The 11,723-nt window shown below is 38.2% G+C and carries 11 protein-coding genes; 4 read left to right on the top strand and 7 right to left on the bottom strand.

Translation table 11 applies throughout. From position 1 onward, the window contains the following. The first annotated feature begins 4 nt into the window (after positions 1-4). From pstB to blp2, 4 genes are all read left to right on the top strand, one after another. The gene (gene pstB, locus HMPREF0014_RS15945; RefSeq protein WP_002052705.1) at positions 5-907 is read left to right on the top strand and encodes a phosphate ABC transporter ATP-binding protein PstB; all 903 of its coding nucleotides are present in this window, start codon (positions 5-7) and stop codon (positions 905-907) included. Between the two features lie 146 nt (positions 908-1,053). Beyond that, positions 1,054-2,016 (top strand): protease SohB, encoded by a 963-nt coding sequence (gene sohB, locus HMPREF0014_RS15940; RefSeq protein ID WP_006580653.1) that lies wholly within the window; start codon positions 1,054-1,056, stop codon positions 2,014-2,016. A gap of 137 nt (positions 2,017-2,153) precedes the next feature. Further along, positions 2,154-2,771, top strand: coding sequence for a cytochrome b/b6 domain-containing protein (locus HMPREF0014_RS15935; protein WP_004885989.1), 618 nt, complete (start codon positions 2,154-2,156; stop codon positions 2,769-2,771). Positions 2,772-2,966: 195 nt separating this feature from the next. After that, entirely contained in the window at positions 2,967-5,150 is a 2,184-nt protein-coding gene (gene blp2, locus HMPREF0014_RS15930) for an Ig-like repeat protein Blp2 (protein WP_004885992.1), read from the top strand. A 51-nt stretch (positions 5,151-5,201) separates the two neighbouring features. Here blp2 and HMPREF0014_RS15925 read toward each other — a convergent pair whose 3' ends face one another. The 7 genes from HMPREF0014_RS15925 to dacC all read right to left on the bottom strand — a co-directional run bounded on the left by HMPREF0014_RS15925 (position 5,202) and on the right by dacC (position 11,641). After that, positions 5,202-5,837, bottom strand: a complete 636-nt coding sequence (locus tag HMPREF0014_RS15925) for a DUF2238 domain-containing protein (RefSeq protein ID WP_004885995.1) — start codon at positions 5,835-5,837, stop codon at positions 5,202-5,204. Between the two features lie 82 nt (positions 5,838-5,919). After that, positions 5,920-7,308 (bottom strand): adenylosuccinate lyase, encoded by a 1,389-nt coding sequence (gene purB / locus HMPREF0014_RS15920; protein ID WP_004885998.1) that lies wholly within the window; start codon positions 7,306-7,308, stop codon positions 5,920-5,922. Between the two features lie 54 nt (positions 7,309-7,362). After that, entirely contained in the window at positions 7,363-8,097 is a 735-nt protein-coding gene (gene hflD, locus HMPREF0014_RS15915) for a high frequency lysogenization protein HflD (protein ID WP_000229973.1), read from the bottom strand. A gap of 13 nt (positions 8,098-8,110) precedes the next feature. Next, entirely contained in the window at positions 8,111-9,244 is a 1,134-nt protein-coding gene (mnmA, locus tag HMPREF0014_RS15910) for a tRNA 2-thiouridine(34) synthase MnmA (protein ID WP_002052965.1), read from the bottom strand. Positions 9,245-9,248: 4 nt separating this feature from the next. After that, positions 9,249-9,737, bottom strand: a complete 489-nt coding sequence (locus HMPREF0014_RS15905; RefSeq protein WP_004707663.1) for an NUDIX hydrolase — start codon at positions 9,735-9,737, stop codon at positions 9,249-9,251. A gap of 120 nt (positions 9,738-9,857) precedes the next feature. Further along, positions 9,858-10,403: a gamma carbonic anhydrase family protein gene (locus HMPREF0014_RS15900; RefSeq protein ID WP_004707665.1), complete on the bottom strand. Its 546-nt coding sequence runs from the start codon at positions 10,401-10,403 to the stop codon at positions 9,858-9,860. A gap of 89 nt (positions 10,404-10,492) precedes the next feature. Further along, a complete protein-coding gene (gene dacC, locus HMPREF0014_RS15895) occupies positions 10,493-11,641 on the bottom strand; it encodes a D-alanyl-D-alanine carboxypeptidase PBP5/6 (protein ID WP_002052555.1) in 1,149 nt (382 codons plus the stop codon). Positions 11,642-11,723: the final 82 nt, after the last annotated feature.

The following is an 11,723-nucleotide window of genomic DNA, read 5'->3' as shown; positions in this document are numbered from 1 at the left end:
AATAATGAATACTATCGATATTACGAATTCCTTAGAAAAGGATAAGTTAGTGAATACTGAACAATCTCCACTTACAGATACACAACTGCATCATGGCACTTCGTATGTTTCGCATTTTGAGCCACATACTTCAAAAAAGCCAAACTCAACCGAAATCAAGATCAGTGCACAAGATGCCCATGTTTATTATGGTGACTTCGAAGCGATTAAAGGCATTGATTTAGATATCTATCAAAATGAAGTGATTGCATTTATCGGGCCGTCAGGTTGTGGTAAATCGACTTTCCTGCGTACCTTAAACCGTATGAATGACACAATTGATGGTTGTCGTGTAACAGGTAAGATCACTTTAGATGACAAAAATATCTATGATCCGAATCTGGATGTAGTGTTACTACGTGCTCAAGTGGGCATGGTATTCCAAAAGCCAAACCCATTCCCTAAGTCTATTTTTGATAACGTTGCATATGGACCAAAGTTACATGGTTTAGCACGTGATAAATACGACCTAGAAGAAATTGTTGAAAATAGCTTGCGTAAAGCTGGTCTATGGGAAGAAGTTAAAGACCGTTTAAATCAGCCGGGTACAGGCTTATCTGGTGGTCAGCAACAACGTTTATGTATTGCGCGTACAATTGCGGTAAGTCCTGAAGTCATCTTGATGGATGAACCATGTTCTGCACTTGACCCAATTGCAACAGCAAAAGTGGAAGAACTGATTTCAGAACTTTCTGACCAATATACGATTGTGATTGTAACGCACTCAATGCAACAGGCGGCGCGTGTTTCAGACCGTACTGCTTACTTCCATTTAGGTGATCTAATCGAAGTAAACTCTACAGAGAAAGTATTTACTCAACCTGACCATCAATTGACAGAAGCGTACATTACTGGCCGTTTTGGTTAATTTATAGTTATAAAAGAAAAAGAGCCTCGTGCTCTTTTTTTATTTAATAAATGAAAATGAATCTATTTTGCAAAATCGCTATTGAATTTTAATCAAAAGAACCACATCTTAAGGCTATAAAGACAAACTTATGAGCATAGAATTTTATGTTATTCCATTTGCCTAAACTCCCTGCGGAAATACGTGTTAGTCATTTAAATGCACGTGTAAATGAACAGAGAAAAAAAATTGCACAAACGACAGCAAGTCGTTTAGAGCTTTTACAATTGGCTCAACAACTTGCGAAAGAAGCTAAAATCCGCCGTAAGAACAATCAGAAAATTTTTGTTTTAGATTTTAAAGGTGATATTCAAGCATCTGCGGTTGAAAACCTCCGTGAAGAAATCACACTTATTTTAGCTACCGCTAAAGCTGGACGTGACCGCGTAGTGGTACGTCTTGAAAGTCCGGGTGGTATGGTTCATGGTTATGGACTAGCAGCAGCTCAGTTAGTTCGTTTACGTGATGCAGGCTTTCTTTTAACGATTTGTGTTGACAAGGTCGCTGCAAGTGGCGGTTATATGATGGCTTGTATTGCAAATGAAATCATTTCTGCACCATTTGCTGTTGTGGGTTCAATTGGTGTCGTTGCTCAAGTTCCAAATTTCAATCGTCTTTTAAAAGAGCATAACGTTGACTTTGAACTTTACACAGCAGGGCAATATAAGCGTACTGTGACTATGTTCGGTGAAAATACACCTGAAGGTAAAGCGAAATTTGAAGAAGAGCTACAACAGACGCATATCCTGTTTAAGCACTTTGTAGAAAAGTATCGTCCACAGCTTAATGTAGATAAAGTTGCTACAGGTGAGCACTGGTATGGACAAGATGCGCTTGATTTAAACCTTGTAGATAAATTACAAACTTCCGATGAATACCTATTAGCGTTGTTACCTCAGCATGACGTCTATGTGATTAACACACGCAAAAAGGCGACTTTGGGTGAAAAGTTAGGTTTACAAGCAGCACAAATGGCAGATAGCTTGATTCCAGCAGTAATGCATAAAGTTGCAGATACGTTGGCAAAAGCGAATTCAACTTTAGTGCAAATGCGCGATACCAAATTTTAATTAAGATATGTTTTTAACTAAAGAGTACCTTTATAGGTGCTCTTTTTTTATGGAATTGATTAAACCAAATTTGATTAATATTTATTTAAGTTTTAATTGCCAAAGTTAATATTATTTTTAAATTTTTGAGTTTTGTGATGTCAAAAACGTTATTGCATATCGATATTCTTATAAGAGTTTTGCACATCATTATTATGGTTTCGTTCGTTGGTGCTTATTTTACAGGGGATAACGAGGAGTTACATCAGGTGCATATGATGTTTGGTTATATTCTCCTGATTGGCATTATTACACGGGTTATTTGGTACTTTTTAAGTCCACGTGTTTCAAGTACTGCGCCATTTGGCTTAAAGAAGCGGAGCACTATGGCATTTAATGCAATTAAAAAGTCCTTTAGCCATACAAATTCAGTCAGTCTTTTTTCGAAAAATACAATTCAATTGTTCAGTATTGGGCTATTTCAAGCTTCGATAGTATTTATTTTCATACTCATTCCTATTGTTGTAGCACTTGGATACGGAACAGAACACTTTACTTATGCTTTGAGAGACTTACATTCATTTTTCGCAAACTTATTTTTAGCCTTGGTTATATTGCATCTTTCAACGCTTATTTTAAATAGCATTCTTGCTAAACGCTTTCAGGGTTGGACGATGCTTAAAATGACATGGGCAGATAAAAAAATAACTAAATTTATGACATTATTCATCTTATTTCTTATAGGAGGTTTTAGCTTTATTTATTTAAGAATGTAATATATAAGTTTTATATAAACTCTATTCGAAGTTATTTTTTAATAAAAATTCAAAAAATATTGTTGATAAATATACTTATTGAATTGTGATAGATAAGTGATTTTGATATTTTAGGCAACAATAAAATAGCTTTTAGATGTTTCATTTAAAAAGTTACACATTTAAAAATATAACTGAAATTCAGGATAGGAAATAATGACAAGAATAATTGTGGCATCCAAAGAGGGTTTGGACGTTCTGCAAGATGGTCAACTCAATAAAGTAATTTTAAATCAGCCTACTATTATTCAGATTGGTGTAAGCCAAAAAGATATTGCATCCATGGAAAAACAGGGTGGGCGCTTAGTTATCCATTTAAAAAATGGAGAGACTATTGTCTTAGAAAATTTCTTTAATGAAGCAACAAATACAACAGAGCATTCACTTGTTTTTCCGACTGAACATGGAAAATTTGTTGAAGCGCAATTCGATGCTCAAGGTAAAGTGATCGATTATAAAGGCTTAAATCATGTTACAGATTTAGGCTATGCCAGTACGAGTCCAGCAGCTGCAACTATGGCGGTTGATAGTGATCCAAGTTTTACGATGGGTAATGTACTCAAAGCAGGCTTAGCAGTTTTAGCTGCGGAAGGATTATATCTTTGGGCTTTTAAGAAAGATGATAAGGATGACTCATCAAGTGCACCTGATTTAATAGCACCTGCTGCTCCTACAGCTACGCTTGCTGATGATACCGTGACAGTGACTGGTAAAACTGAAGCAAATGCAAAAATCTATCTTAAAGATGCTGCAGGCAATACAGTCGCATCGGGTGTTGCAGATGCAAGTGGTAACTACACGGTTAAATTAGATAAGCCGCTCGTGAATGGAGACAAATTAAACGTTATTGCCCAAGATGCGGCTGGAAATAGTTCTAAAGCGACTGTTGTGACAGGTACAAAAGATACAATACCTCCAGATGCTCCGCAGGCGCAATTGAGCGATGATGGTTCATTATTGACTGGTAAGGCAGAGGCAAATGCCAAAATTACAGTTTATGACGCCACTGGCAAAGTATTAGGTTCTGTTTTTGCAAATAAAGATGGTATTTATTCTTTAAAGCTTACTCCGCCGTTAACCAGTGAAGCGGGCGGTAAAGTTGTTGCTGAAGATGCTGCTGGTAATAAATCTGAAGAAGTTAAAATTATTGCGGGTAAAGACACCGTGCCACCAGCTTCTCCTTTTGTTGAAGTCAACAAAGAAGGGTCAGTAATACATGGTAAAACTGAAGCAAATGCGAAAGTTCAAATAAAAGATGCCGATGGTAAAGTGATTGGAAGTGGGACCGCCGATGCTCAAGGTGACTTTCAAATTACACTTTCACCTGCTTTAACAGAATCCCAAAAAGGTACAGTGGTTGTTGAAGATGCAGCCGGTAATATGTCTAAACCCGTTGAAATTAAGCCGGGCTTTGACTCGATTGCACCAGATAAACCAACGGCTCAAATTAATGCAGATGGAACTTCGGTAACTGGTACAGCGGAAGCCAATGCCAAAATTGAAATTAAAGATGCAACTGGTAAAGTGATTGGTACTGGAACGGCAGATGCGAATGGAAAATTTACGATTACTATTTCGCCTGCATTAACTGATAACAACCATGGTGCTGTTTCAGCGATCGATGGTGCTGGAAATAGATCTGAAAGTCTCGACATTGTGGGGGCAAAAGACACCATACCCCCGACAAAACCTATCTTAAATAGTGTAGAAGATGATGTAGGTGACATAAAAGGTGCTATTGCAGCAGGTTCTGAAACTGACGATGCTAGGCCAAAACTTACAGGTTCAGGTGAAGCGAATGCGACACTTACGATTTATGATAATGGTGTTGCAATTGGGGTGGTGACTGTAACGGCTGGTAGATCTTGGTCATTTACTTTTGATAAGGATTTAACTCTTGGTAAGCACAGCATTACTTTAACCCAAACTGATGCAGCAGGGCTGACCAGTGAAGCAAGCTCTCCATTTACTTTTTATGTGGTTGCACCGAAAGTCGCGAGTCTGGCTGATGCTTCAGTCAATACTTTAAGTACAGAAACACCATCTTTAGCAGATAGTGTTGGGTTACACACTTTAAAGGTTACGCAAAGTACGACAACTGAGCCTACGAATCAGCAGAAAACTGTTCCTGTAGATGATTTGCTAAAAAGCTCTTCTTTAAACGACTCAGATCCTGTCTCAAAACTTCTATCATCGACAGCATTGAAAACAACGCAGATACCTGAGCAAACTGATGTAAATACTTCAATTGATCAAACAACAAATCTTGATCAAATTTTACCAAATACGAGTTCTTCACCTTTGCAAAATATTTTAGAACAGACTTATCCAGTTGTTTAAAAGACTCTATGTAAAATATAAAAGCGCTCAATGAGCGCTTTTTATTTATGGCTAATTTTTGATTTTCGGTGTTGTTATAAGAGTAATAACTCCATAAACAATTGATCCAATTGTGGCGAGTAACATGTCTTTATGAGCATCCCACATGTCGCCTTGTTGCCCATTATAATTTTCAGCTTGTTCAGGTGATAAGCCAATTGCAATTGCCCATTCGATCAGTTCATAAAAAACACTAGACGCCATCACGAATTGGACTACAAGCAAAAATAGAGAAAAAGGACGTGCGGTCGGCAACCATACTTGGAAAACACGATAGATAAGAGGGTAGAGCAAAGCACCATATGAAAAGTGGACAAGTCGATCATACATATTACGAGACCAGCCCATGTACTCATCTAAATTAAAATGAAAGATGTGCTGAATCCAGTCATTGTATGGAACGTATGAATAGAGATAATGAGCACCAATTACGTGGATTAAAAGAAACAGTAAATAAAAACAAAAACTTAAAAAATCGAGACCAATTTTTTTAAAAATAATAAAAAGTAGAATCAGCATCAAAACAGTTCCAGCCTGATGAAGTAAATAAGCTTCAAACTCAAGAGGCTGTATACCTGAAATGATAATGGCAATGAAAAGCAGACTAAGCGCAATATAATGTTTAAGCTTAAATTTTTTTTCGATCATTTTCTAAATAAGATTTCTTTTGATGAATATGAGTGTAATAAAAAAGCGAAGCCTAAGCTTCGCTTTTATCAAATTTTTTTAATTAGATTTTGCTAATTAAATCGTTAATTTGTTTTGCTTGTTCAGCTGCATTACCTGTGTAAGTTGCAGGTGTAAGCTTAGCTAAACGAGCGCGCTCTTCGCTTGGTACTTGAGCAAGTTCATTACCATTTACGAAATCAACCATCATGTCGCGAGTCATTGCTTGACCACGAGTTAAAGCTTTTAACTTTTCATATGGTTTTTCAACGTTATAACGACGCATAACTGTTTGAATTGGCTCTGCAAGAACTTCTTGAGCTTGGTCAAGATCTTCATTCAAGCGGTTTGCATTCAATTCAAGTTTGCCAATACCTTTTAAGCAAGCATCAAAAGCAATTAAGCTTTGAGCAAAACCAACACCCATGTTACGAAGTACAGTTGAGTCAGTTAAGTCACGCTGCCAGCGAGAAATTGGTAATTTTTCGCCTAAGTGAGCCAACACAGCATTTGCAATGCCTAAGTTACCTTCAGAGTTTTCAAAGTCAATCGGGTTAACTTTGTGTGGCATAGTTGAAGAACCAACTTCACCTTCTTTAAGTTTTTGTTTGAAGTAACCTAAAGAGATATAGCCCCATACGTCACGGTTAAAGTCGATCAAAATTGTATTGTAACGACGTAATGCATCAAATAATTCAGCCATGTAGTCATGTGGCTCAATTTGAGTTGTGTATGGGTTAAATGTTAAACCTAAAGATTCAACGAAAGCTTGTGAATGGGCTGGCCAATCAACATCTGGGTAAGCAGAAAGGTGAGCATTGTAGTTACCTACTGCACCATTGATTTTGCCGAGTAACTCAACATTTTCAAATTGCTTGATTTGGCGAGCTAAACGATATGCAACGTTCGCCATTTCTTTACCCAAAGTTGTTGGGCTAGCAGTTTGACCATGTGTACGAGACAACATCGGTTGTTCAGCATGAGTCGTTGCTAAAGCAGAAATTGCATTTAAAATTTGCTTCATGCTTGATACTAAAACTTCACGACCGTTTTTAAGCATAAGTGCATGAGACAAGTTGTTGATGTCCTCTGATGTACAAGCAAAGTGAATGAACTCACCCGCATTTTGTAATTCAGCAATACCAGCAATTTTCTCTTTCAAGAAATATTCAACGGCTTTTACGTCATGGTTAGTTGTACGTTCAATTTCTTTAATGCGATTCGCATCTTCTTCAGAGAAGTTGCTTACGATTGCATCTAGAGCTGCATTTGTTTCAGCTGAGAAAGGAGCAACTTCAATAATTTCTGGACGGTTAGAAAGCGCTTGTAACCAACGCACTTCTACAGTGACACGAGCATGAATTAAACCAAACTCAGAAAGAAAAGGGCGTAGCGCATCACATTTGCTGGCATAACGTCCATCTAATGGTGATAGTGCGGTTAAAGCGTTCATAACGATTCCTTAATGCTGGAATAAACATAAAACAAAAATAATCTCGTTACAGCCTTAGATAACTTGGTACTGTAAGCGAGCAAGAGCTTGAATATCCTGTAGCAATTTACGTTTGCTAAAAATCATGTTCCATGAACTACCGCCGAGTTGTCGCCATAAATGAGCCATTTGTAGCCCTGTAAACAGACAAGCACGAATACGGTTGGTATGGTTGGTATCTTTAAATGCCTCAGCATTACCACGAACAAGAATGCGTGGATTAATTTGCCCGGCAGTATCAACATAGGTTTGTGCCAAATTGGCTAAAATGCTGGGGTGTAAATAGTTATTATCGAAAAAAGAAAGCTGTTTTAAAATCTTCTGCTGTGCTTTTTCAATAATGGCCACATATTCAGGATTGCTATAGACCTTCTTTTCTAGCTGCAAAAGTGACATCGCGTAAGACATAGGAAGTTTTGCACTACGCATTTTAGGCAAACGAGATTTGGGCGCATTGGTAAAAGGCTGGGTAATACAATTCTCAAGAGTTTTAAGACCTAGAGAAATATCAGCCAATTGATTAAAAAAATCTAATGTCTGAACGGTATTATTATTTGTTGTAGGGCGAATATTTAAACTCGCCTTTATTAATAATTCAAAATAGAAGTTACCACTTTCACCAATACTTTGTTGACCTGTCATAGCGGTCATATGCGTAAGCTGGGTCGCTTGAAATACCCCCGCCAAGGCAAGGGCACGGTTTTGGCGAACATTCAAGGCTTGTGATTGTTGAAAGGGTAACTCCACCATGCCATTCATTCCCTTAAATAAAATTTGGTGTAGGGGCATTTGTATGGTGAATCACACCCCCGCCTAGGCAAACTTCATCTGAATAAAATACAACACTTTGACCTGGTGTAACTGCGCGTTGAGGTTCATCAAATTCAACACGAACACCATGCTCACTATTTTCATCAATAAACACTGTGCAAGCTTGATCAGGCTGGCGATAGCGTGTTTTAGCGGTACAACGTAATCCTTCAGCCGGAATATGTTGTTCACCAGCTACCCAGTCAATAGACTCACTCCAAAGCTGCGTACTTTGCATAAGTGGATGTTCATGTCCTTGGCCTACAACTAAACGGTTATTGGCAACGTCTTTATGAAGTACAAACCATGCACCTTCAGCTGCACCTTTCATACCGCCCAGACCAATACCACCACGCTGACCGAGCGTATAGTACATCAGACCGTGATGTTCACCAACTTCTTTACCATTATCCAGCACAATTTTACCTGGTTGAGCGGGTAAATATTGTTTAAGGAAGTCATTAAAACGGCGTTCACCGATAAAACATATACCAGTTGAATCTTTTTTCTTCGCAGTTGCTAAGTCCAGCTCTTCGGCAATTCTACGAACTTCCGGTTTTTCAATTTCGCCAACAGGGAAGAGCGTTTTATTAATTTCGCGGCCATGTACTGCATGCAAGAAATAAGTTTGATCTTTATTATTATCTAAACCACGTAATAAAGGTGCATATGCTTCACCTTTAGAGTTGTATGCAGTTTCAGCACGACGAGCATAGTGACCTGTTGCAATAAAGTCGGCACCTAAAGTCATGGCGTGGTCTAAAAACGCACGGAACTTAATTTCTTTATTACATAAGATATCTGGGTTTGGAGTGCGGCCAGCTGCATATTCAGCCAAGAAGTGTTCAAATACACGATCCCAATATTCCATCGCAAAGTTTGCAGTGTGAAGTTTAATACCGATTTTATCTGCTACTGCTTGAGCATCGGCTAAATCTTCCATTGCTGTACAGTATTCCGTGCCGTCATCTTCCTCCCAGTTTTTCATGAAGAGACCTTCAACTTGATAACCCTGTTGAAGTAAGAGTGCCGCAGAAACAGATGAATCTACGCCACCAGACATACCGACGATGACACGTTGTTGCATAGGACTAGGCATCCAAATGAGAAGTTAATGAGGGAGAGAAAGGGTGCTCATAAATAAGAGCTAAAGGATAATGGTGACCTTTTATGGCATCTTCAATCGCTTTAATGACCAGAGGACTACGAGCGCGGGCAGATTCTTGAAGCTCATCTAGAGTCATCCAGACAGCAGAAACAATACCTGTATCAAGTTTTGGGTCGCTTTCGACATGAGTGACATGTGCTAAAAAGCAGAAGCGATAGTAAGTACGATCCGGAAACATAGGCGGAGTATATGTATAAATACCAAGTAAGGCATCTATATCAACATGATGACCCGTTTCTTCAAGTGTTTCACGAATAGCAGCTTCTATTAGCGTTTCACCACATTCCACATGACCAGCAGGTTGATTAAACACAGTGTGTACAAAACCTTCGCTATGTTCTTCGACAAAAAGATAGCGTCCATCTTTTTCTACGACTGTAGCGACAGTGACATGAGGAGTCCATGCGGCCATAAAAAAGCACCATGAATTTAAAAGTCGTATGATACGAAATTTAGGGGTTTTTGGCTACGGTGATCTTACAAACGATAGAGAACTATAAAAGCTCTATCGTTTGAAAAAATTGAGTATGTATTAATTGGTTTGGTTATCTTTATGGTTATTTTGCACTTTTACATAATGTCTTGCTGAATAAGGTAAAAATGCCAATTCTTTTTCAGTTAGAGGACGTACTTGCTGTACTGGACTTCCAACGTAGAGATAACCACTTTTTAAGACTTTACGAGGTGGAACTAAACTTCCCGCACCAATCATTACATCATCTTCAATAACGACATCATCTAAAATGACGGTATTGATCCCGACTAGTACGCGGTTGCCAATCGTACAGCCATGTAAAGTCACATGATGACCTACTGTTACGTCTTCACCAATAATAAGAGGCGAACCATTCGGTTTTGCATCATTTTTATGGCTGACATGTAACATACAATGGTCTTGTACATTACTATTTTTACCAATTTGAATACTATTTACATCTCCGCGAATGACTGCAAAAGGCCATACCGAAACATTTTCGGCCAATTTAACATCACCGACAACCACGGACATTTCATCAATGTAACAACTTGGATCAATTTGTGGATGATGATCTAAATAAGGACGGATGTTTTTTGTCATGAGAAGCATCAAAATAAAATTTAATAGAAGTATAAAATAAAAAAGCACTCAAGCTAATAGCATGAGTGCTTAACTGAACTATTCTAAAATTAGAATAAGTTACTAAAGAATTGTTTGATATGGTCGATCATGCGTGCAAAGAAGCCTGCTTCTTCAACTGGTTTTAATGCAACAAGAGGTTTTTCAGCAATAACTTTGCCATCTAAACTTGCAACAAGTTTACCTACCACTTGGCCTTTTTGAAGAGGGGCATTTAAATTTGGTTGAACAACCAATTGAGTTTTTATACCACCTGCTTTGCCTTTTGGCATAGTGACATTGAAGTTCTCTGCTAAACCAATTTGAACTTCATTTTCTTTACCGAACCATACTTTAGCTTTGGCAAGAACTTGGTTTGCAGGTTGAACATTTGCAGTTTCAAAGTTCGCAAAGCCCCAAGACAACAACGCGCGTGTTTGGTTAGCACGTTCATTAACGCTGTCAGTACCAAAAATAACTGAGATTAAGCGCATTGGGCCACGTTTACTTGAAGTTGTTAAGCAGTAACCAGCTTCATCTGTGTGGCCTGTTTTTAAACCGTCAACACTTGGGTCAGTATAAAGTAACGCATTACGGTTACCTTGCTTGATACCGTTAAATGTAAATTCTTTCTCAGAGTAAATTGGGTAGTATCTTGAGCTGTCTTTAATAATATGTTGAGCTAGAACAGCCATATCTTTTGCAGTTGAATAATGACCTTCTGCAGGTAAGCCCGTAGAGTTCATAAACTGGGTATTTGTCATACCAATACGTTTTGCTTCCTGATTCATGAGGTGAGCAAAAGTACCTTCATTTCCAGCAATATGTTCAGCCATTGCTTTTGACGCATCATTACCAGACTGAATGATAATACCTCGAAGCATTTCTAAAACTGTTGCAGTACCATTTAATGGTACATACATACATGATTCAGCGCTGCTTCCTTTACACCAAGCAGATTCGTTCATACGAACCTTTTCATTCTCGGTAAGCTCACCTTTTAATAGTTTTTGTTCAATGATGTAGCTTGTCATCATTTTAGTCATAGAAGCAGGCGCAAGCTTTTCATTTTCATTTTTAGAAGCGAGAATCTGTCCTGTCTCGTAATCCATTAATACATAAGACTTATTATTTAATTCTGGCGGAGCTGATAAGACAGTTGCTGCATAAGAAAAACTTGGTAAGAGGAGGAGTGCAGCAATAGCGCTTTTTCGAGTCATTCTAGGTAATTCCAATATCTTGTGTGAAGCAGAAGAGCCTAGCATTTTAGGACAAAGCAAAGCCGACTTCTATGGGGGAAGT

The organism is Acinetobacter sp. RUH 2624 (assembly GCF_000162375.2).
GTDB lineage: Bacteria > Pseudomonadota > Gammaproteobacteria > Pseudomonadales > Moraxellaceae > Acinetobacter > Acinetobacter nosocomialis.
Note: the sequence above shows the minus strand (reverse complement) of the source record. Positions and strands in the feature narration are given on the sequence as shown.

Bases quoted from the DNA above. Each gene is read 5' to 3' on its own strand.
- dacC (WP_002052555.1), bottom strand. From the start codon at position 11,641: ATGACTCGAAAAAGCGCTATTGCTGCACTCCTCCTCTTACCAAGTTTT.
- pstB (WP_002052705.1), top strand. From the start codon at position 5: ATGAATACTATCGATATTACGAATTCCTTAGAAAAGGATAAGTTAGTG.
- blp2 (WP_004885992.1), top strand. From the start codon at position 2,967: ATGACAAGAATAATTGTGGCATCCAAAGAGGGTTTGGACGTTCTGCAA.
- HMPREF0014_RS15905 (WP_004707663.1), bottom strand. From the start codon at position 9,737: ATGGCCGCATGGACTCCTCATGTCACTGTCGCTACAGTCGTAGAAAAA.
- purB (WP_004885998.1), bottom strand. From the start codon at position 7,308: ATGAACGCTTTAACCGCACTATCACCATTAGATGGACGTTATGCCAGC.
- HMPREF0014_RS15900 (WP_004707665.1), bottom strand. From the start codon at position 10,403: ATGACAAAAAACATCCGTCCTTATTTAGATCATCATCCACAAATTGAT.
- HMPREF0014_RS15935 (WP_004885989.1), top strand. From the start codon at position 2,154: ATGTCAAAAACGTTATTGCATATCGATATTCTTATAAGAGTTTTGCAC.
- hflD (WP_000229973.1), bottom strand. From the start codon at position 8,097: ATGGTGGAGTTACCCTTTCAACAATCACAAGCCTTGAATGTTCGCCAA.
- sohB (WP_006580653.1), top strand. From the start codon at position 1,054: ATGTTATTCCATTTGCCTAAACTCCCTGCGGAAATACGTGTTAGTCAT.
- mnmA (WP_002052965.1), bottom strand. From the start codon at position 9,244: ATGCAACAACGTGTCATCGTCGGTATGTCTGGTGGCGTAGATTCATCT.
- HMPREF0014_RS15925 (WP_004885995.1), bottom strand. From the start codon at position 5,837: ATGATCGAAAAAAAATTTAAGCTTAAACATTATATTGCGCTTAGTCTG.